This is a genomic window from Microvirga flocculans ATCC BAA-817 (genome assembly GCF_000518665.1).
In the GTDB taxonomy this organism is placed as follows: Bacteria; Pseudomonadota; Alphaproteobacteria; order Rhizobiales; family Beijerinckiaceae; genus Microvirga; species Microvirga flocculans.
In genome coordinates this window covers 1-19,707 of sequence record NZ_JAEA01000020.1, presented here as the reverse complement: position 1 = coordinate 19,707, position 19,707 = coordinate 1, and the positions used below count along the sequence as shown (strand labels likewise).

Here is a 19,707-nt window from a genome sequence, read left to right as displayed (position 1 = left end):
CGTCTTGCTTGCGCGTTTGTCGCGCCAAAAGGCCGGTATGCATCATGATGGACAAGACGTTCGATCCTTCCGCTGTCGAAGCTCGCATTTCCTCCCGCTGGGAGGAGGCTCAGGCCTTCAAGGCCGGAAGAGCGGATCGCAAGGACGCGGTACCGTACACCATCGTCATTCCGCCGCCGAACGTGACCGGCTCGCTCCACATGGGGCACGCCCTCAACAATACGATTCAGGATATCCTTTGCCGTTTCGAGCGCATGCGCGGGAAGGACGTGCTCTGGCAGCCCGGCATGGACCATGCGGGCATCGCCACGCAGATGGTGGTGGAGCGCAAGCTCGCCGAGCGCCAGATCCAGCGGCGCGACCTCGGCCGTGAGGAATTCATCCAGCGCGTCTGGGAGTGGAAGGAGGAGTCCGGCGGCACCATCGTGCGCCAGCTCAAGCGCCTGGGAGCCTCCTGCGACTGGTCCCGCGAGCGGTTCACCATGGACGAAGGCCTGTCCCGCGCTGTGCTCAAGGTCTTCGTCGACCTCTACAAGCAGGGCCTGATCTACAAGGATAAGCGCCTCGTGAACTGGGACCCCAAGTTCCAGACCGCGATCTCGGACCTGGAGGTCATGCAGGTCGAGGTGAAAGGCAATCTCTGGCACATCCGTTATGCCATCGAAGGCCAGCCCGACCGCTCGATCACCGTCGCCACGACCCGCCCCGAGACCATGCTGGGCGATGTCGCCGTCGCTGTTCATCCCGAGGACGAACGCTACAAGGACCTTGTCGGCAAGTTCGCGATCCTGCCGCTGGTGGGACGCCGCATCCCGATCGTGGCCGACGAATATTCCGACCCGGAGAAGGGCACCGGCGCGGTCAAGATCACGCCCGCGCACGACTTCAACGATTTCGAGGTCGGCAAGCGCCACAAGCTGCCGCTCATCAACATCTTCGGGACGGAAGCCGAGCTGCGGCTCGCCGGCAACGAGGCCTTCCTCGACGGTCTTCCGCAGACGGACGACCTCAAAGCCGTTCTCGCCCTCGACGGCAGCGACCGCTTCGAGGCGCGCAAGCGCATCGTCTCCATGCTCGAGGAGCGCGAAATCCTCGTTCAGATCGAGCCGCATACCCACATGGTGCCGCACGGCGACCGCTCGAACGTGGTGATCGAGCCCTATCTCACGGACCAGTGGTACGTGAACGTGAAGCCGCTGGCGGATCGCGCGCTTGCCGCCGTTCGCAGCGGCAAGACCAAGTTCGTGCCCGAAAACTGGGAGAAGACCTACTTCCAGTGGCTCGAGAACATCGAGCCCTGGTGCGTCTCGCGCCAGCTCTGGTGGGGCCACCAGATCCCGGCCTGGTATGACGAGGAAGGCAACGTGTTCGTCGCCATGAGCGAGGAGGACGCCAAGGCGGAGGCGCGCGCGAGGCACGGCAAGGACGTGCCACTCAAGCGCGACGAGGACGTGCTCGACACCTGGTTCTCCTCCGCCCTTTGGCCGTTCTCGACGCTCGGCTGGCCGGACAAGACGCCCGAGCTCAAGCGCTACTACCCGACCAACACGCTGGTCACGGGTTTCGACATCATCTTCTTCTGGGTCGCCCGCATGATGATGATGGGCCTGCACTTCATGGACGAAGTGCCCTTCGACACGGTCTATATCCACGCCCTCGTCCGCGACGAGAAGGGCGCGAAGATGTCGAAGTCCAAGGGCAACGTCATCGACCCGCTCGACGTGGTGGAGCAGTACGGCGCGGATGCGCTGCGCATGACGCTCACCTCGATGGCGGCCCAGGGGCGCGACATCAAGCTCTCCGTGCAGCGCGTCGAGAACTACCGCAACTTCGCGACCAAGATCTGGAACGCGGCCCGCTTCGCGGAGATGAACGAGTGCAAGCGCGTTGCGGGCTTCGATCCGAAATCCGTGAAGGAGACGCTCAACAAGTGGGCGCTCAGCGAATGCGCCAAGGCGATCGACGAGGTCGCCGCCGGAATCCAGGCTTACAAGTTCAACGAGGCGGCGAATGCTGCCTACCGCTTCGTGTGGAACGTGTTCTGCGACTGGACGCTGGAACTCGCCAAGCCCGTTCTGCAGGGCGCGGATTCCTCCGCCAAGGACGAGACCCGCGCCACCATCGCGTTCATCCTCGATGAAATCTGCAAGCTCCTGCATCCCATCATGCCCTTCCTCACGGAGGAACTGTGGGAGGTGAAGGGGCAGGAGGGGCCGAAGCGCGAGACGATCCTGGCGCTGGCGCCCTGGTCGAATCTCGGCCACCTCATCGATCCGAAGGCCGAGGCCGAGATCGGCTGGGTGGTCGACCTCGTCACCGAGATCCGCTCCGCCCGTTCCGAGACGAACGTTCCCGCAGGCGCGCAGATCCCGCTCGTGCTCGTGGCATCCTCCGCAGAGGTGAAGGCCCGCGCGGACCGTTGGGGCGATATCGTGAAGCGCCTCGCGCGCCTCTCCGAGATCTCCTTCGCCGATACCGCGCCGAAGAGCTCGATCCAGCTCATCATCCGTGGCGAAGTAGCCGCCCTGCCGCTGGAAGGCGTGATCGATCTCGACGCGGAGCGCGCGCGCCTCGCCAAGGAAATCCAGAAGCTCGACGTGGAGGTCGGCAAGATCGACGCGAAGCTCGGAAACGCGGATTTCATCAAGCGCGCGCCGGAAGAGGTCGTCGAGGAGCAGCGCGAGCGCCGCGAGGAAGCGATCACCCGCAAGGCGAAGATGGAAGAGGCGCTCAGCCGTCTGAAGGATGCGTGATGCTCCGTGTCATTCCGGGGCTGCGCAGCGGAGCCTGGAATCCATCAATGCCGAGATGAAAGAAAGGGCGCTACGATCAACGTAGCGCCTTTCCTTTGAATCTCATGGTTATGGATCCCCGCCTTCGCGGGGACAACGGGGAGACGCTTTCCTAGCCTGTCACGAAATCCACCAAGAGCTTCACGTTCAGCACCACGATCACCGCTGCGATGACGCCGGCGACGGCGGTGAGCCAGCGGGGCGTCACCAGTTCGCCCATCTTGGCTTTCGAGGCCGTCATGGTCACCAGCGGGATGACGGCGAAGGGAAGCTGAAGGCTCAGGATCACCTGGCTCAGGATCAGGAGCTTCGCCGTGCCGCCTTCGCCATAGGCGATGGTGACGGCGGCCGCCGGGACAATGGCGATGCCGCGGGTGACGAGGCGACGCAGCCAGGGCGCCATCTTGAAGGCGATGAAGCCCTCCATGACGATCTGGCCCGCCATCGTGGCGGTGACGGTGGAGTTGAGGCCGCAGCAGAGCAGGGACAGGCCGAACAGCATGGGCGCGATGGCGGTACCGAGAATGCCCTGGAGCAGGGTATGCGCCTCACCGAGTTCCGCGATTTCGGTGCGCCCCGTGTGGTGGAAAGCGGCCGCGGCGAGAATCAGCAGGGACGCGTTGATGGTGAGGGCGAACATCAAGGCGATGGTCGAGTCGAGGGTTGCAAAGCGCATGGCCTCGCGCTTCTCCGGCAGCGTCTCGCCATAGGCGCGGGTCTGCACGATGCCGGAATGCAGATAGAGGTTGTGCGGCATCACCGTCGCGCCGAGGATTCCGAGCGCGAGATAGAGCATGTCGGGATTGGTGACGATCTCCGTCGTCGGCGCGAAGCCGGTAATCACCGCTCCCCAGTTCGGGTCAGCCATGGCGATCTGGATGCCGAAGCACACGGCGATCACGCCGAGCAGGGTGATGATGAAGGCCTCGACCCAGCGGAAGCCCAGATTCTGCAGATAGAGGATGAGGAAGACGTCGAGGGCGGTAATGATCACGCCGATCTCGAGCGGGATGCCGAAGAGCAGGTTGAGGCCGATGGCCGTGCCGATGACCTCGGCAAGATCCGTGGCGCAAATAGCCAGCTCCGCCAGAAGCCATAAGCCCCAGGCCACTGGCCGGGAATAGGCGTCGCGGCAGGCTTGGGCGAGGTCGCGGCCAGTGGCGACGGCGAGACGCGCGCAGAGCGACTGCAGGATGATCGCCATGATGTTGGAAATCAGGGCCACCGAGAGCAGGGCATAGCCGTATTTCGAGCCGCCCGCGATGGAGGTCGCCCAGTTGCCCGGGTCCATGTAGCCCACGGCCACGAGATAGCCCGGCCCGAGGAAGGCGGCCGCCCGGCGCCAGACCGAGCCGGGACGCACCTTGATCGAGCGGTTCACCTCGGGGAGGGAGGGCATATCCGCCGAGCGCCGCCAGGCGGCCTTCTGCACGAGGGAGACGGGTGCGGACTGGTCCATGGGCTCTTTCTGCAGTTGCAAACGATTTGCAATTGAAATGTAACGTGAGCGCACCGGGCCTGCAAGGGGAGATTCGTGGCCTGCAAGAAGAGATTCTTTGAACCCCGGGAGCGAAAGCGTGAGGATGCGGGCCGAGGGTGGGAGGCTGCCCGTTGAGCGGCGACCGGTTCGAAGGTTCGCAGGTGACAAGAGCCTTGAGGTTTGCTCTAGGTGTCCCAAAACCGGAAGGGAAACGGACAAGGGATGGCCATGCTCGAAAGTGTCCTCATCGCCAATCGCGGCGAGATCGCCTGCCGCATCATCCGAACCGCCCGGAAGCTGGGGATGCGGACCATTGCGGTCTATTCGGAGGCCGATGCGGATGCCCTTTTCGTGCGCATGGCGGACGAGGCCCATTGCATCGGCCCGGCTCCCGCGCGGGAGAGCTATCTTAAGATCGACACCATCATCGAGGTGGCGAAGCGCACCCAGGCTGCTTCCATCCATCCCGGCTACGGCTTCCTGTCCGAGCGCGCCGAGTTCGCGGAGGCCTGCGCCAGGAACGGCATCGTCTTCGTCGGGCCGCCCGCATCCGCCATCAAGGCCATGGGCCTGAAGGATGCCGCCAAGGCCCTCGTGCAGCAGGCGGGCGTTCCGGTGGTGCCCGGCTATCACGGTGCGAAGCAGGATCCCGATTTCCTGCGCCAGAAGGCCTATGAGATCGGCTATCCGGTTCTCATCAAGGCGGTTGCGGGCGGCGGCGGCAAGGGCATGCGGCGGGTGGACAAGGTGGCCGATTTCGATGCCGCCCTGGAGAGCGCCCAGCGCGAGGCTCAGAACGCCTTCGGCGATCCGCGCGTGCTGGTGGAAAAATACATCCTCTCGCCGCGCCACATCGAGATCCAGGTCTTCGCCGACGGGCATGGGAACGTGGTCCATCTCTTCGAGCGTGACTGTTCGCTGCAGCGCCGCCACCAGAAAGTCATCGAGGAGGCGCCCGCTCCGGGCATGACGCCGGAGATGCGGGAGGTCATGGGGCGCGCCGCCGTCGAAGCCGCCCGCGCGGTCGGCTATGTGGGCGCGGGCACGGTCGAGTTCATCGCCGACGGGCGCGAGGGCCTGCGCCCCGACCGCTTCTATTTCATGGAAATGAATACCCGCCTGCAGGTTGAGCATCCGGTGACGGAGGCGATCACGGGGCTCGACCTCGTGGAGCTGCAGTTCCGCGTCGCTGCGGGAGAAGCTCTGCCCTTCGCGCAGGAGGATCTCGCCATCGACGGCCATGCGGTCGAGGCGCGGCTCTATGCGGAGGACCCGGAGAAGGAATTCCTGCCCTCGACGGGCAGGCTCTGGGCTCTGGAATTTCCGGAAGGCGAGGGCATTCGCATCGATACGGGCGTGGAGGCCGGGGCCGAGGTCACGCCCTATTACGACCCGATGATCGCGAAGGTCATCGCCCATGGCGAGACGCGCGAGGAGGCGCTGGACAGGCTGGCCGAGGCGCTTGGCGAGACTATCGTCGCTGGGCCGAAGACCAACGCCGCTTTTCTCAAGAAGCTCTGCGAGGCAGAAGGCTTCAGGGCGGGGCAGTTCGACACGGGCTTCATCGACCGCAACCTCGATGCGCTCGGCGTCGGGCCTCAGCCGGTCGACGACGTTGCCGTCTCGTTCGGCGCGGCGGCCCTCATCTCGCGGGAGATAGAGCGGCTGCGCATCGCCGAACTGCAGAAGAGCGACGAGCCGTCCTCGCCCTGGTCGTCGCCGGACGGCTTCCAGTTGCTCGGAACCCGCACCGTGGGCGTGCCGCTTCTCGTGGACGGGGAGCGGGTCGAAGCGCGCGAGGTGTTCAGCCGCGAGCATCACGGTGCGAGCTCGGTCGCCTTCGGGACGAGTGATCCCTGGGCGGACGAGGCCATCGACCGCGAGGTGGATGCGCCGCATGGCGTCTACATCCTGCGCGACGGGCGCCAGACGCTGGTGCAGCCTTACGATCCGTTCGACGTCGATCTCGAACACATGGATGAAGGCGGCTCGGTGAAGGCGCCGATGCACGGCAAGCTCATCGCCGTCTTCGTGCAGCCGGGCGAGCGCGTCGAGAAAGGGCAGCGTCTTGCCATTGTCGAGGCCATGAAGATGGAGCACGTGCTTGTCGCGCCGTCCGACGCCGAGGTGCTTGAGATCGCTGCCGAGCCCGGCGCGCAGGTGGCGGAAGGCGCGCGCCTGATCGTGCTGAAGACGGAGGATTAGCCTGCGGCGCATCGCCGGATTCCGGATCCCGCAGGCGCATGGTTGAAACGAACATGGCACTTCATCTGATCAAGCTCTGCGTGGGCTGCGACTCGATCACCGATCTCGAGGAATGGATCGAGGAGAACCGCGCGCTTCACCGGCGTCTCGGGCGCGAGTACGAGCAGACGCACACCACCCGCATGGTGCCTAAGCGAGTCGAGGAGATTCTCGAAGGCGGCTCGCTCTACTGGGTCATCAAGGGGCAGGTCGCGGCCCGTCAGAGGCTGCTCGATATCCGCCCCTTTACCGATGCCGACGGCATCGGGCGTTGTCGTCTCGTGCTGGAGACGAAGGTCGTGCCTGTGGAACCCAGGCCCTACAGGCCGTTCCAGGGCTGGCGCTATCTTGACCCGAAGGACGCCCCGCGCGACATCGACCTGAAGTCGGGGGACCTTGCCAGCATGCCCGAGGACATGCGACGGGAATTGGCCGAACTCGGCCTGCTGTGACCCGATCGAAGGAGATGTTGCGATGAGGCTCCCGATTGCACTGTCCGCCTTCCTGGTCGGCGCCTGCGGCTCGGCCCTGGCGAAGGATTGTCGCATTCCCGACCTGCCGCCGGGCAACGAGGTCAAGCTTCCGCCCGGTTGCCAGGAGTCCCTTCCGGCCAGCCGGTCAGAGGCCGAGAGGCAAGGTTCCCTCAAGTCCAGCCAGGGTTTCATCGACCTGGGCAACGGAACCCAGGTGCGGATCGGCGGCCGGGTGCGTGCCGAAATGGGCTTCCGCCGTTAGACTTATTCGCTGGGATCGTCCTGGAACCTCGCCGCCTCGATCAGCATTGGCTCAGCAGTTCAGTTGAGTGGAGGTTCCGATGCTCCTGTCTGCATCCGAAGGCCGGCACTGGCGCTACGAGGTCTGCGAGCACGAGGATGGCTATCTCGTCCAGATGCGCGATCTGACGACCGGAGAGCTGGACGAGGACTTCTCCACCATCTTCCGCACCCTTCCCGTTGCCTTCGCCTATGCCGAGATGTCGGCGGCCTATGAGCGCTATGCGGCCTGCGAACTGGAGCTTTCCGAAGGGGAGCTGATCGATCTCGACATCGGTATCGATGTGGAGGCCACCGAGCGTCACTTCATCGATCTCAGCGACAGATTGCACGATTCCGGCATCAACGGCGTCGTGATCCAGGCCTGGGAGCGTGAAAGCCAGCGCGGGACGGCCCGCATACTGCACTGAACGACACTCAATCTTGATGGGGACGCCCGTCGGCTTGTGCTCTAGCATCGGCCCATCGCGACTCAGGCCGATGATGGAGTGCCCATGGCCAATCTTTCTGCTTTCCCTATTGTTAGCCGCTGGCCAGCCCAGCATCCCGACCGCATCCAGCTTTACTCCACGCCGACGCCGAACGGCGTGAAGGTCTCCATCATGCTGGAGGAGACCGGGCTTCCTTACGAGCCGCATTACATCGATATCGGCAAGAACGAGACCTGGACCCCGGAGTTCCTGTCCCTGAACCCCAACGGCAAGATCCCCGCGATCATCGACCCCGACGGGCCGGGTGGCAAACCGCTGGTGCTGTTCGAATCCGGCGCCATTCTCCTCTATCTCGCCGAGAAGACCGGCCAGCTGCTGCCAGCCGATCCGGCGCGGCGCTACGAGACCATCCAGTGGGTGTTCTTCCAGATGGCGTCCATCGGCCCAATGTTCGGGCAGTTGGGCTTCTTCCACAAGTTTGCCGGCCGCGAGATCGAGGATAAGCGCCCGCTCGAGCGGTACCGCAACGAATCCAAGCGCCTGCTCGGCGTTCTCGAGGCCCGTCTCGACGACCGTGACTGGATCATGGGCGACGACTACACGATTGCCGACATTTCCATGCTCGGCTGGGTTCGGAACCTGATCGGTTTCTACGGAGCGGGCGAACTGGTCGAGTTCGACCGCCTGAAGAAGGTTCCTGCCTGGCTGGAGCGGGGCCTCGCGCGCCCGGCGGTCCAGCGAGGGCTGACCATTCCCGCCCGCCCGGCCTGAGATCGGCCGGCTTGTTGTTCGCGCCTGCGATTTACATCCGCCCCATCCCGGCCCACATGTTGGGGTGGGGATAAGAACGATGATGCTGCTTTATGGAATCGCGGCGGTCGCCCTCCTGTGGTGGCTCGCCAAGGCATATACGCGCACGGACACGAAAGCGCTGGCAAAGAGCCTCAAGGTCGTCGCCGGGGTTGCGGCGCTCGGGGCGGCGGTGCTTCTCGGCGTCAGGGGGCGCATCGACATGGCGCTCCTGCTCGGCGGTTTCGGCGCATGGGCGCTGGGGTGGGACGCCCTCAACCTTCCGGGACCCTGGCGGAGGTTCCAGAAGGCGACGGGGCGTTTCTCACGCATTCGCTCGGCCATGATCGAGATGGAGATCGACCACGCGACCGGCGTGGTCGAAGGCACCGTCCTGGTGGGGGCTTTCGCAGGGCGCCGCCTGTCGAGCCTCGATCCGCAGAGCCTGAGCCGGCTGTACGATGAATGCAGTGCCCAGGATCCCCAGGGCGTCCCGCTTCTAGAGGCTTATCTTGATCGCCGGTTTACCGGCTGGCGTGAAAACGCTCAGGGAGATCGCGACACGCGGACGCGCACTCATGCGTATTCTGGTGTAATGACGAAAGATGAAGCCTATCAGATCCTGGGGCTTGAGCCGGGCGCGAGCGTCGACGAGATCCGAAAAGCGCATCGGACCCTGATGAAGAAGCTCCATCCCGACCAGGGAGGGACGGCGTACCTGGCGGCTCGCGTGAACGAGGCGAGAGAAGTTTTGTTGAGCCGACATCGCTGATACTCCACGCGCGATCCGGTTTGATGTGATCTGCGGCAGCACCAACACACGTGCCGCCGCATTGTCCTTCAAAGAAGTGTCAGCTGCGGGCGGCGAAACAATTCACGCCGCTTTTCTTGAGCTGCTTGCAGGCATTGGCCGCATCGTTGGATTCCGAGAAACCCGAGAAGCGGGCCCGATACAAGGTGCTGCCGTCGACCGTCACCTTTTCGGTGAAGGGTGCAGCCTTGGCCAGAAGCTTGCCGAAGCGGCTGCGGGCGGAATCGAGCATGGCCTTCGCCTTTTCCTCGTCATCGGTCGCGCCGAGCTGGATGATCCAGCCGGTCACAGCGGGGCGCTTGGCTTCCTTCGGTTCGTCGGCGTCCGTCTTCAACGCGGCTGTCTTCGTCGGTGCCTGAGCCGGTGCGGCGTCCTTCTCCTCGATCTTGGCCTGAAGGGCAGCCTTCTGAGCAGGCGGGATCGGGGCAGGAAGGGCGGCATAGGCCTGCGCGTTGGCGGGCAGCGCCTCCGGTCCCTTCTGCCAGCGCACGGATGCGGTGGAGGAGGGTGTGGTGGTGGAGCTGGCGCCGGCGGCCGAGGCGACGACGGGACGCAGCGCGTTCAGATCGAGCGGCTTGCGCTCGGGGGCGGCCGGAGGCGTCGCCGCCTGGGCGACGGGAGCCTGCGGCGTCGCGGAGGCCACTCTCACGGGTGCGGCGGCGGGAGCCTGCTCCACCGGACGCGGGGCCGGAGCCTCGGCGACCATGGCGGGCTGAGTCGCGTTCTCGATGACGGGCGGCGTGATACGGGCACCGGCATATGCGCGGGGCAGGTGATCGTCGATCAGCGCGGCCATCGTTTGGTCGCGGGAGGAGCCGGAGCGGCCGCCCAGCACGACGGCTACGATGCTTCGGCTGTCCGTGTTCACCGATGTCAGGAGGTTGAAGCCCGACAGGCGGGTGTAGCCGGTCTTGATGCCGTCGACGCCTTCGACCTTGCCGAGCAGGCGGTTATGGCCGCGGATGGTGCGGCTGCCATACTGGAAGGAGCTGGTCTTGAAATAGGCAAAATACTTCGGGAAGCGGTCCTGGATCGCCCGGCCGAGAACGGACAGATCGCGGGCGGTGGTGATGTTCGGCGGCGTGTGGGGTAGGCCGTGCGGGTTGTAGAAGGCGGTGGAGTTCATGCCGAGCTCCTTGGCCTTCCGGGTCATCATCCGGGCGAAGGCGTCCTCCGAACCGGCGATGTTCTCGGCCACCACGACGGAAACGTCGTTCGCGGAAAGGGTGATCATGGCCTTGATGGCGTCTTCGACCTCGATGGTCGAGCCGGGGCGCAGGCCGAGCTTGGTCGGCGGCTGGCTGGAGGCATAGGCCGAAACCGTCAGGGGCGTGTCGAGGCTCATCTTGCCGCGTTCGAGCTGCTCGAAGAGCAGGTAGAGGCTCATGACCTTCGTAATGGAGGCCGGGATGCGCGGGGCGTCGATGTTCTCCCCCTGAAGGATCTTGCCGGTCTTGGCATCGACGACGATGGAGGCGCTAGGGGGGCTGTAGCCTCCGCCCGTGGAGGGTTTGCGACGCGCGGCGTCAGCGGGAGAGGCGGCCGTCAAAGCAATCGACGCAACAATACCGATTAGAGCCCATGCCTTTCGGTGACCCGTCCAAACCGAATTCATGCTCAAAATCCCTGTTTCGTTTGGTTCTTAGGCTCTTGCGCCCGGTTCTCTGAACGGACCGTTGCCGGCGCAACACAGGTTTTCACGGTACGAGGATGCGGTTACGGGGCGGTTAACGGAGGGCATTTGGCGGGACAGGATATTGTGCGATGCACAATAGAACTTGACATAATTTGTGCGCTGCACATAATAGCCATCGTCTGCTCCCCAGCGGCGTCATCTGCCATTCAACGCCTTATTGCCGAGGTTCGCAATGATTCAGTCTTTCACACAGATTCAGAAGTTCGGTCAGGACAACCTGGATGCCGCCATGAAGGCGCTCGGCGCTTTTTCCAGCAACTCCCAGGCGATCGCCGCGGAGACGGCCGACTTTGCCCGCAAGGCCCTTGAGAACACCTCGTCCACCGTCGAGAAGCTTCTGGGCGCGCACACCCTGGACAAGGCCGTCGAGATCCAGACGGCCTATGTGAAGGGCGCCTATGACAGCCTCGTCAGCCAGTCGGCCAAGATGGGCTCGCTCTATTCGGCGCTCGCCACGGAGACGATGAAGCCTTACGAGGGGCTCCTCTCCAAGACGGCGGCCTGAAACCGGCGGTTCTTCGGATTCATTTGCGTAAGCGCCCGGCCCAGGCCGGGCGTTTTGCGTTGGGCAGCCATGCGCGGAGAGGGCGGCTTGCGCACTTTCGAGGCTCGCGCAGGCGTGATCAAGATGTCGCTCTTTTCTTCCCGGCTGCGACCACCCATCTGGTTGATCTAGCGAACCGAATGGAGCGACTATAGATTTGGCTGTGTGTCGTGGCCTGGATCCGGATCCGGGTTGCGGATGGGGCCAAGGATAGAAGAAGGGGCGGTCGTCCGATCATGCTGCGGTTAGCACAAGGTAGTTTGTCCCTGCCGGAACAGTTTCCCATTTACGCTGCCGGCGGGTCACAGCCTCCTGAAGGCGACGATGGCGGCCGTTCCGGCACGGCCATCATCACGAAAACCAAACCGCGCACGAAACGGCCCAACCTTTACCGCGTTCTCCTCTTGAACGATGATTACACCCCGATGGAGTTCGTGGTGCACGTACTGGAGCGCTTCTTCAACAAGAACCGCGAAGACGCGACTCGCATCATGTTGCACGTTCACCAGAATGGCGTCGGGGAATGTGGAGTTTTTACGTACGAAGTTGCTGAGACGAAGGTGACACAGGTGATGGATTTCGCCCGCAAGCACCAGCACCCTCTGCAATGCGTCATGGAAAAGAATTAGCTGAGCCCCGTCTCATAAAGGACAAGCCGTTGCCGAGCTTTTCTCGCAGTCTTGAACAAGCCCTTCATCGAGCCCTCGCTCTCGCCGGCGAGCGACGCCATGAATACGCCACCCTCGAACACCTGCTCCTGGCCCTGATCGACGACCAGGACGCGGCCGCCGTCATGCGCGCCTGCAATGTCGATCTCGATGTCCTCCGCCGGAACCTGGTGGATTACGTGGACAGCGAACTCGCCAATCTCGTGGCCGACGGACGCCAGGATTCCAAACCCACCGCCGGGTTCCAGCGCGTGATCCAGCGCACGGTGATCCATGTCCAGTCTTCCGGCCGGGACGAGGTGACGGGCGCCAACGTGCTCGTCGCGATCTTCGCCGAACGGGAAAGCCATGCCGCCTACTTCCTGCAGGAGCAGGACATGACCCGTTACGACGCGGTCAACTACATCAGCCATGGCATCGCCAAGCGGCCGGGCCTCACCGAGAGCCGCGCTCCCCGCGGCAGCGAGGAGGAATCGACCGAGCGCCCGACCCAGGAAGAGGGCGACGCGCGTGGCAAGAAAAAGGGCGATGCGCTCGATGCTTACTGCGTCAACCTCAACAAGAAGGCGAAGGAAGGCCGGATCGACCCGCTGATTGGCCGCGAGGCCGAGGTCCAGCGCACCATCCAGGTTCTCTGCCGCCGCCAGAAGAACAACCCGCTGCTCGTCGGCGATCCCGGAGTCGGCAAGACCGCCATCGCCGAAGGTCTCGCCCGCAAGATCGTGCAGGGCGAGGTTCCGGAGGTTCTGAAGGGCGCCACCGTCTTCGCGCTCGACATGGGCACGCTTCTCGCAGGCACCCGCTATCGCGGCGATTTCGAAGAGCGCCTGAAGCAGGTGATGAAGGAGATCGAGGCGCATCCGAACGCCATCATGTTCATCGACGAGATCCATACGGTGATCGGCGCCGGCGCCACTTCGGGCGGCGCGATGGATGCCTCCAACCTCCTCAAGCCTGCCCTCGCTCAGGGCTCCCTGCGCTGCATCGGCTCCACGACCTACAAGGAATACCGCCAGTATTTCGAGAAGGACCGGGCCCTCGTGCGCCGCTTCCAGAAGATCGACGTCAACGAGCCCTCCGTTCCGGACGCCATCGAGATCGTGAAGGGGCTGAAGCCGTATTTCGAGGAGTTCCACAAGCTCAAGTACACCAACGAGGCCGTGAAGGCGGCCGTGGAGCTCTCGGCTCGCTACATCAACGACCGGAAGCTGCCGGACAAGGCGATCGACGTGATCGACGAGACCGGCGCGTCGCAGATGCTCCTGCCCGAAGGCCGTCGCAAGAAGACCATCGGCATCAAGGAGATCGAGGCGACCATCGCCACCATGGCCCGCATCCCGCCCAAGACCGTGTCGAAGGACGACGCGGAGGTATTGGCGCACCTTCAGGACACCCTGAAGCGCGTCGTCTACGGGCAGGACAAGGCCATCGAGGCGCTGTCCTCGGCGATCAAGCTGGCCCGCGCGGGCCTGCGCGACCCGGAAAAGCCCATCGGCTCCTATCTCTTCGCCGGCCCCACAGGCGTCGGCAAGACCGAGGTCGCCAAGCAGCTGGCCGCCTCCCTTGGCGTCGAACTCCTGCGCTTCGACATGTCGGAATACATGGAGCGGCACACGGTCAGCCGCCTCATCGGCGCGCCTCCCGGCTATGTGGGCTTCGACCAGGGCGGTCTCCTGACCGATGGGATCGACCAGCATCCCCATTGCGTCCTTCTCCTCGATGAGATCGAGAAGGCGCATCCGGATCTGTTCAACATCCTGCTCCAAGTCATGGATCACGGGAAGCTGACCGATCACAACGGCAAGCAGGTCGATTTCCGCAACGTGATCATCATCATGACCACGAATGCGGGCGCCGCCGACATGGCCCGCCAAGCTTACGGCTTCACCCGCACCAAGCGCGAGGGTGACGATACGGAAGCGATCAACCGGCTGTTCACGCCGGAGTTCCGCAACCGTCTCGATGCCGTGATTTCCTTCGGGCACCTACCCAAGGAAGTCGTGCAGAAGGTGGTCGACAAGTTCGTCATGCAGCTTGATGCGCAACTTTCCGAGCGCAACGTCTCGATCGAGCTCACGGACGAGGCCCGCGACTGGCTGGTGGAGCACGGCTACGACGAGGCCATGGGGGCCCGCCCGATGGGCCGCCTGATCCAGGCGACGATCAAGACGCCTCTGGCGGACGAGGTTCTCTTCGGTCGCCTCAAGGACGGCGGGGCCGTCAAGGTCATCGTCAAGACCGACGAACTCGGCCTGCAAAGCCTTGGCTTCGAGTACATCGAAGGCCCGGTAAAGCCGAAGCCCGAGAAGGACGTGACCAACGCGGCCCGGAAGAAGCCCAAGGCCAAGCCTAAGTCCCAGGCGTCGAAGGCGAAAAAGTCGGTGAAACCCAAAGGATCCGATGGTAATGGGGGCGGAGGTGTCCGCACCGTACCGAAAGTTCCATTGGTTAAAGCATGACGACCGACATTCACGAGGGTCCGCTTCCGGCCTCCCATCACCAGCAGGCTCCGGCGAAACTGTCCTGGCGCGAGAAGCGCTACCAGCGCCGCCGGCGTCGCATCTGGTTCGAGGAAATCCTCGGCTGGATCCTCGTGCCCGTCATTCTGTTCGGCTGCTACTGGCTCCTGGATGTGGGCCTGAACGCCCTCGGCACGTCGCCGCAGGCGATCATGGAAGGCATCGAGGCCATCATCGCCACTCTTTGACGGCCGCTCCGGCAGGCCGGTTCATCAAAGCCGTATCGGGTTCTCCGATGCGGCTTTTCTTTTCGCTTTGACTTGGTGTCCCGGAAAATTAAAGCATCGGACCCAAAAGTGGACTTGCACTTTTGGGATCGATCCGATGCTTTCTTCTTGAGTGAGAGCATCGTTGAGGGCGGAAAACTGGATCCACTTTTCCGCACGATGCTCTAGGCTCAGGTTCAGTCACCGTGAGGAGCCCATGACGAAACTGATCGGCCTGTCGGGAAGCCTGCGCAAAGCCTCGTACAATTCCGCCTTGCTCCGCAATGCCGCCGGCTTGATGCCGGAGGGATCGGAGCTCGTCGTCGAGACCATTCATGGCATCCCCCTCTACGACGCAGATCTCGAAGCGGCCGAGGGAATTCCTCAACGCGTCACGGAACTCAAGGATGCGATCGCGGGGGCGGACGGGCTTCTCCTCGTGACGCCGGAATACAACAACTCGATTCCCGGCGTGTTCAAGAACGCCATCGACTGGCTCTCCCGGCCGGACACGGACATCAAGCGGGTTTTCTGGGCCAAGCCCGTGGCCGTGATCGGCGCATCGCCGGGCGGCTTCGGCACGATCCTGTCGCAGAATGCGTGGCTTCCTGTCCTGCGCACCCTGAGAGCCGATTTCTGGAGCTCCGGCCGCCTGATGGTGTCGCGGGCCTCGGCGGTCTTCAATCAGGACGGCACGCTGGCGGATCAGAAGATCGAGGAGCAGCTCCGGGCTTATCTCGAAGGTTTCGTTGCCTATGCCGGCGCCGCGCGGAAAGGCGAGGGGTCTTAATCCTTGTCCCGGTTGCGCCTGAAGGGAGCGGCCTCCGTCAGCTCGTCATTCGCCTCCGCCACATAGAGGCGTTCCTGTTCGAGATAGGCTTGCACGGCACGGCGCAGGGACGGATCGGCGAGATCGTGGGCCGATGACGTGATCACGGGCCTGTAGCCCCGTGCCAGCTTGTGCTCTCCCTGCGCGCCCGCTTCGACCCGGTCGAGGCCACGCGCGATGGCGAATTCGATGGCCTGGTAATAGCAGACCTCGAAATGCAGGAAGGGATGCTCCTCGATGCAGCCCCAGTTGCGCCCGTAAAGCCGCCGCTCGCCGATGAAGTTGATCGCGCCCGCGATGTAACGGCCCTCGCGCTTGGCCATGACGAGCAGGATTCGCTCCGCCATGCGCTCGCCGATCAGCGAGAAGAACTGGCGGTTGAGATAGGGCCGCCCCCACTTGCGGGAGCCCGTATCCATGTAGAAGGCGAAGAACGCATCCCAATGGGCCTCGGTGATGTCGCCGCCCGTCACCCATTCGATGGCGATGCCGTCGGCGAGCGCGTCGCGCCGCTCGCGCCGGATCGCCTTGCGTTTGCGGGAGGCGAGGGCCTCCAGAAAATCCTCGAAGCTACCGTACCCTTCGTTGAACCAGTGAAACTGCTGGTCGTCCCGCTGCAGGAAGCCTTGGCCGGTGAAGGCTTCGAGATCGGTCCGCTGCAGGAACGTGGCGTGGATCGAGGAGGCGCCCGCCTGATCCCGTAAGGCCCGCAGACCGGAGATCAGGTGCGAGCGGATGCCCGCAGCTTGCGGTCCGTTCGGAACGAGAAGGCGAGGGCCCGTGACGGGCGTGAACGGCACCGCGACCTGAAGCTTGGGGTAATAACGCCCGCCCGCCCGCGTATAGGCGTCGGCCCAGGAATGGTCGAACACGTACTCGCCCATGGAATGGGACTTGAGATAGCAGGGCGCTGCGCCCACGAGCCTGCCGGTCCTGTCCTCGACGAGCGCATGCACGGGCATCCAACCTGTCTCGGGGGCGACGCAGCCGGAATCCTCCAGGGCGGAGAGGAAGGCATGGGAGACGAAAGGATTGAAAGGGTCGTCATCGCCCGATCCGGCGGCGACGGCGCAGGCATCCCAACCGGCGGCCGGCACCGCCTTGAGGCCTTGGGCGATTTTGACTTGGAAGCTCACTGAGTGGAAGGACCCCGCCATTCGGCCTTAAGAGCTAAACACTCGGCGGGGCCCTTTCAACCGTCAGGGAATGAAGCCTTCGAACACCATCTGGTCCGCATGCTTCTCGGCGCGGGCGCGATCTTCCGGGTTGCGCACGGTCCAGGTCATGACAGGCAAGTGGCCAAGGAGCCTGCTGAGATAGGTCGAAGCGCAGGGCAGGTCCTTGACGCGCCAGGACAGGAAGTGCGGCTGCGTCTCCTCGAAATGCAGGAGGTTCGCGAACCGGTGCTTCTGCTCCGGCGTCAGGAAGCTGTCGGACTTCGAGGCGTAGTCCAGCTCGCCGATGAAGCCGCGCGTGATGTTCGGCGCATGCTGGCGCAGGTGGGCCACGATGTCCGGATCGAAGGACTTCACCACGAAGGGGCCGCTGTAATCCTTCAGGATCTCGATGACCCGCTGCGTCAGGCGCATGTCGCCGTTGAACTTGCTCTTGACCTCGATCACCAGCGGCGTGCGCCCGGCGATCTTGGCAAGGTAATCCTTGAACGAGGGAATCCGGTCTCCGCCCATCGTTCCGGCGATGTCGATGCGGGTCAGGTCCGCCAGCTTGCGCTCGCCGACGAGCCCGGTCTCGCCGGTGAGGCGGTCGAGCTCGAAATCATGGAAGACGACGGCTTCGTTGTCGCCGGTCAGCTGAACGTCGAGCTCGATGGGGAAGCCGCGCGCAATGGCAGCTTCCGCGGCCGAGATCGTGTTCTCGATGATGCCTTCCGCTTTGTTGTGAAGGCCGCGATGGGCGATGGGCTTCGCGACGAGCCAGCTCGGGGTGCTCATTTGACTTCGAACATTCCTTCGACTTCGACGCAGGCATCGAGCGGCAGCTCCGCGACGCCGATGGTGGAGCGGGCATGGCGGCCCGCATCGCCGAGCACCTCGACCATCAGGTCGGACGCGCCGTTCATGACCGGGGCCAGGGCGGCGAAGGTCGGCACCGCGTTGATGAACCCGCCCAGGCGCACGCAGCGGGTGACCTTGTCGAGATCGCCGACGGCGGCCTTGAGCTGGGCCAGCAGGTTGATGGCGCACAGGCGCGCGGCCTCCTGGCCGATCTCGGGAGAAATCTCCGCGCCGAGCTTGCCTTTGTGGGCATCGGCCAGTTTGCCGTCGAGGCCGAGGCAGAGCTGCCCGGAGATAATAACGAGGTTGCCGGTCCGGACGAACGGAACGTAATTCGCCACCGGTGCGGCCGGCGTCGGCAGGGTAATCCCGAGATCCTGAAGTTTCTTGTCGATTGCGCTCATGGAAGCCTCGATGCGTGACATCATCCGCCCGGAGTAGTGGCGGATGAGCCGTAAGGACGCAAGCGGGAACATTGCCCTGTCCTCAGGACGGACCTATCTTCGCAGCATTGGATTGGGAGAAGTTATGCGTTTGTTCGTTGTGGCCTCCGGGCTGTCCCTGTTTTTCCTGGCGTCGGCCTTCGCGGAGAGCCCAAAGTCTCCGGTCCAGCTCGCCGCCCACCGCGCCGTTTACGATCTCTCCCTTCTCCGTTCGGGCGGATCCAACGCGGTCGATAGCGCCAAGGGGCGCATCGCCATGGAGTTCGGCGGCGATGCCTGCGACGGTTACACCCTGAAATACCGTCAGGTCACCATCCTCAGCAGCCCCGAGACGGGCGCCAACACCATGGATGTCCAGACGGCGACCTACGAGACGGGCGACGGCCGTTCCATGCACTTCAAATCCACGTCGCTTCGCCAGGGCATGATCAAGGACGGCGAGGTCGACGGGGATGCGAGGCTCACGCCCCAGGGCACGCTCAATGTCGACCTGAAGCAGCCGAAGAGAACCGCCTTCCAGTCCACCGGCGAGACCGTGTTTCCCACCGAGCATCTCAAGCGCCTGATCGAGGCCGGGCGGCGAGGAGAAACGACCCTGTCGGTGCGGGTCTATGACGGCTCCAACAAGGGCGACAAGGTTTACGACACCCTGGGTCTCATCGGTCGCAGGATCGAGCCGGGCGCGGCCCAGGCCTCGCTCGAAGAGGCGGCCCGCAAGGACAGCCTGGCGGCCCTGGCCCGCTGGCCTATCACGATCAGCTACTTCGAGGACGGCAAGGCGGACCGGACACCCGTCTACACGATTTCCTTCGAGCTTTACGAGAACGGCATCAGTCGCAACCTGAAGCTCGATTACGGGGACTTCGTGCTCAAGGGAGAACTGAAGAGCCTCGACATCCAGCCGCCGAGCCCCTGCCAGCGTTAGAGCCATTTCAGGAAAAGTGGGAACCGTTTTTCCGTCCGAGATGGCGGCCAGCAAGGGTTTGTGCAGAGGCTCGCGATTCCACGAAGATGCAAAAGGTTCTAGCGGTTGACCGTTCAAGCGGGGAGGGCGTTTTACGGCCATCTCCACGCGAGAAAGCCGGCCCTTGTGTGGGGCCGGCTTTTTGCGATGGCGTTCGGGTTTGGCGCCGCTCGGGCGGATGTCAGAGGGTATAGAGGCCGAAATTGGCGGCGGAGAGGGCGAGGCCCGCCTTGAGCTGGGCGAACTGCACCTGGGCCTGGCCGCCGCTGCCGTCGGCGTCGTAGAACAGCGCCCCGGTCGCGCTGTTGTAGACGATCCGCTGCGCCGTGGTCGTCGCCGCCGCCCCGATCGTGAACTGCGCCGCCTTGAGCACGCTGTTGAGGTAGGTCAGCCCCGCATCGGTCTCGTACAGCACCACGTCCGGGAAGGCCCGGAACAGGTGCGTCTCGAGCTCGATCCGGTCGCCTTCCGCCGCCGAGAAGTCGGTGAGCGTGTCGACCTGG

General features: G+C 64.0%; 18 protein-coding genes and 1 pseudogene. 13 read left to right on the top strand and 6 right to left on the bottom strand.

Annotated elements, in window-relative coordinates:
* Positions 1-44: 44 nt before the first annotated feature.
* Complete coding sequence (locus L879_RS0117570; protein WP_027317254.1) at positions 45-2,753, top strand: valine--tRNA ligase; 2,709 nt, start codon at positions 45-47, stop codon at positions 2,751-2,753.
* 151 nt (positions 2,754-2,904) lie between these two features.
* Here L879_RS0117570 and L879_RS0117565 read toward each other — a convergent pair whose 3' ends face one another.
* The gene (locus L879_RS0117565; RefSeq protein WP_027317253.1) at positions 2,905-4,251 is read right to left on the bottom strand and encodes an Nramp family divalent metal transporter; all 1,347 of its coding nucleotides are present in this window, start codon (positions 4,249-4,251) and stop codon (positions 2,905-2,907) included.
* Positions 4,252-4,500: 249 nt separating this feature from the next.
* Here L879_RS0117565 and L879_RS0117560 point away from each other — a divergent pair, with 249 nt between their 5' ends.
* From L879_RS0117560 to L879_RS0117535, 6 genes are all read left to right on the top strand, one after another.
* Entirely contained in the window at positions 4,501-6,477 is a 1,977-nt protein-coding gene (locus L879_RS0117560; RefSeq protein WP_051435410.1) for an acetyl/propionyl/methylcrotonyl-CoA carboxylase subunit alpha, read from the top strand.
* Positions 6,478-6,530: 53 nt separating this feature from the next.
* Entirely contained in the window at positions 6,531-6,968 is a 438-nt protein-coding gene (locus tag L879_RS0117555) for a DUF1489 family protein (protein ID WP_027317251.1), read from the top strand.
* 22 nt (positions 6,969-6,990) lie between these two features.
* On the top strand, positions 6,991-7,251 hold the full coding sequence (locus tag L879_RS22155; protein ID WP_035460070.1) for a hypothetical protein: 261 nt from the start codon (positions 6,991-6,993) through the stop codon (positions 7,249-7,251).
* A 79-nt stretch (positions 7,252-7,330) separates the two neighbouring features.
* Positions 7,331-7,699 (top strand): hypothetical protein, encoded by a 369-nt coding sequence (locus tag L879_RS0117545; protein WP_027317250.1) that lies wholly within the window; start codon positions 7,331-7,333, stop codon positions 7,697-7,699.
* Between the two features lie 84 nt (positions 7,700-7,783).
* On the top strand, positions 7,784-8,491 hold the full coding sequence (locus L879_RS0117540) for a glutathione S-transferase family protein (protein WP_027317249.1): 708 nt from the start codon (positions 7,784-7,786) through the stop codon (positions 8,489-8,491).
* A gap of 79 nt (positions 8,492-8,570) precedes the next feature.
* Positions 8,571-9,281 (top strand): DnaJ domain-containing protein, encoded by a 711-nt coding sequence (locus L879_RS0117535; protein WP_027317248.1) that lies wholly within the window; start codon positions 8,571-8,573, stop codon positions 9,279-9,281.
* Positions 9,282-9,360: 79 nt separating this feature from the next.
* On the opposite strand, the gene L879_RS0117530 is transcribed toward L879_RS0117535, so the two are convergent.
* Positions 9,361-10,935, bottom strand: a complete 1,575-nt coding sequence (locus L879_RS0117530) for a D-alanyl-D-alanine carboxypeptidase (RefSeq protein ID WP_027317247.1) — start codon at positions 10,933-10,935, stop codon at positions 9,361-9,363.
* A 253-nt stretch (positions 10,936-11,188) separates the two neighbouring features.
* Here L879_RS0117530 and L879_RS0117525 point away from each other — a divergent pair, with 253 nt between their 5' ends.
* The 5 genes from L879_RS0117525 to L879_RS0117505 all read left to right on the top strand — a co-directional run bounded on the left by L879_RS0117525 (position 11,189) and on the right by L879_RS0117505 (position 15,743).
* Positions 11,189-11,521 (top strand): phasin family protein, encoded by a 333-nt coding sequence (locus tag L879_RS0117525; protein ID WP_027317246.1) that lies wholly within the window; start codon positions 11,189-11,191, stop codon positions 11,519-11,521.
* Between the two features lie 275 nt (positions 11,522-11,796).
* Positions 11,797-12,189, top strand: coding sequence for an ATP-dependent Clp protease adapter ClpS (gene clpS / locus L879_RS0117520; RefSeq protein WP_051435408.1), 393 nt, complete (start codon positions 11,797-11,799; stop codon positions 12,187-12,189).
* Positions 12,190-12,218: 29 nt separating this feature from the next.
* Complete coding sequence (gene clpA, locus L879_RS0117515; RefSeq protein WP_027317244.1) at positions 12,219-14,687, top strand: ATP-dependent Clp protease ATP-binding subunit ClpA; 2,469 nt, start codon at positions 12,219-12,221, stop codon at positions 14,685-14,687.
* The gene (locus tag L879_RS0117510) at positions 14,684-14,935 is read left to right on the top strand and encodes a hypothetical protein (protein WP_027317243.1); all 252 of its coding nucleotides are present in this window, start codon (positions 14,684-14,686) and stop codon (positions 14,933-14,935) included. The genes clpA and L879_RS0117510 overlap by 4 nt, the downstream gene beginning before the upstream one ends.
* Before the next feature lie 235 nt (positions 14,936-15,170).
* The gene (locus L879_RS0117505; RefSeq protein WP_027317242.1) at positions 15,171-15,743 is read left to right on the top strand and encodes an NADPH-dependent FMN reductase; all 573 of its coding nucleotides are present in this window, start codon (positions 15,171-15,173) and stop codon (positions 15,741-15,743) included.
* On the opposite strand, the gene L879_RS0117500 is transcribed toward L879_RS0117505, so the two are convergent.
* The 3 genes from L879_RS0117500 to L879_RS0117490 are packed head-to-tail and all read right to left on the bottom strand — an operon-like array spanning position 15,740 to position 18,201.
* The gene (locus L879_RS0117500; RefSeq protein WP_027317241.1) at positions 15,740-16,939 is read right to left on the bottom strand and encodes a GNAT family N-acetyltransferase; all 1,200 of its coding nucleotides are present in this window, start codon (positions 16,937-16,939) and stop codon (positions 15,740-15,742) included. The two genes, L879_RS0117505 and L879_RS0117500, sit on opposite strands and share 4 nt — an antisense overlap.
* A 42-nt stretch (positions 16,940-16,981) precedes the next feature.
* On the bottom strand, positions 16,982-17,734 hold the full coding sequence (locus tag L879_RS0117495) for a glycerophosphodiester phosphodiesterase family protein (protein ID WP_027317240.1): 753 nt from the start codon (positions 17,732-17,734) through the stop codon (positions 16,982-16,984).
* A complete protein-coding gene (locus L879_RS0117490; RefSeq protein ID WP_027317239.1) occupies positions 17,731-18,201 on the bottom strand; it encodes a RidA family protein in 471 nt (156 codons plus the stop codon). Before L879_RS0117490 ends, L879_RS0117495 begins: the two co-directional genes overlap by 4 nt.
* A 124-nt stretch (positions 18,202-18,325) precedes the next feature.
* Here L879_RS0117490 and L879_RS0117485 point away from each other — a divergent pair, with 124 nt between their 5' ends.
* Positions 18,326-19,165 carry a cell envelope integrity EipB family protein gene (locus L879_RS0117485; RefSeq protein ID WP_027317238.1) on the top strand — a complete coding sequence of 280 codons (840 nt, stop codon included), beginning with the start codon at positions 18,326-18,328 and terminating at the stop codon, positions 19,163-19,165.
* 220 nt (positions 19,166-19,385) lie between these two features.
* Here the strand turns inward: L879_RS0117485 and L879_RS23900 are convergent.
* Positions 19,386-19,707, bottom strand: a pseudogene (locus L879_RS23900) (hypothetical protein); the annotation flags it as partial.

Bases quoted from the DNA above. Each gene is read 5' to 3' on its own strand.
- L879_RS0117555 (WP_027317251.1), top strand. From the start codon at position 6,531: ATGGCACTTCATCTGATCAAGCTCTGCGTGGGCTGCGACTCGATCACC.
- L879_RS0117500 (WP_027317241.1), bottom strand. From the start codon at position 16,939: ATGGCGGGGTCCTTCCACTCAGTGAGCTTCCAAGTCAAAATCGCCCAA.
- L879_RS0117535 (WP_027317248.1), top strand. From the start codon at position 8,571: ATGATGCTGCTTTATGGAATCGCGGCGGTCGCCCTCCTGTGGTGGCTC.
- L879_RS0117560 (WP_051435410.1), top strand. From the start codon at position 4,501: ATGCTCGAAAGTGTCCTCATCGCCAATCGCGGCGAGATCGCCTGCCGC.
- L879_RS0117565 (WP_027317253.1), bottom strand. From the start codon at position 4,251: ATGGACCAGTCCGCACCCGTCTCCCTCGTGCAGAAGGCCGCCTGGCGG.
- L879_RS0117510 (WP_027317243.1), top strand. From the start codon at position 14,684: ATGACGACCGACATTCACGAGGGTCCGCTTCCGGCCTCCCATCACCAG.
- L879_RS0117495 (WP_027317240.1), bottom strand. From the start codon at position 17,734: ATGAGCACCCCGAGCTGGCTCGTCGCGAAGCCCATCGCCCATCGCGGC.
- clpS (WP_051435408.1), top strand. From the start codon at position 11,797: ATGCTGCGGTTAGCACAAGGTAGTTTGTCCCTGCCGGAACAGTTTCCC.
- L879_RS0117485 (WP_027317238.1), top strand. From the start codon at position 18,326: ATGCGTTTGTTCGTTGTGGCCTCCGGGCTGTCCCTGTTTTTCCTGGCG.
- L879_RS0117545 (WP_027317250.1), top strand. From the start codon at position 7,331: ATGCTCCTGTCTGCATCCGAAGGCCGGCACTGGCGCTACGAGGTCTGC.
- L879_RS22155 (WP_035460070.1), top strand. From the start codon at position 6,991: ATGAGGCTCCCGATTGCACTGTCCGCCTTCCTGGTCGGCGCCTGCGGC.
- L879_RS0117505 (WP_027317242.1), top strand. From the start codon at position 15,171: ATGACGAAACTGATCGGCCTGTCGGGAAGCCTGCGCAAAGCCTCGTAC.
- L879_RS0117540 (WP_027317249.1), top strand. From the start codon at position 7,784: ATGGCCAATCTTTCTGCTTTCCCTATTGTTAGCCGCTGGCCAGCCCAG.
- L879_RS0117570 (WP_027317254.1), top strand. From the start codon at position 45: ATGATGGACAAGACGTTCGATCCTTCCGCTGTCGAAGCTCGCATTTCC.
- L879_RS0117490 (WP_027317239.1), bottom strand. From the start codon at position 18,201: ATGAGCGCAATCGACAAGAAACTTCAGGATCTCGGGATTACCCTGCCG.
- L879_RS0117525 (WP_027317246.1), top strand. From the start codon at position 11,189: ATGATTCAGTCTTTCACACAGATTCAGAAGTTCGGTCAGGACAACCTG.
- L879_RS0117530 (WP_027317247.1), bottom strand. From the start codon at position 10,935: ATGAATTCGGTTTGGACGGGTCACCGAAAGGCATGGGCTCTAATCGGT.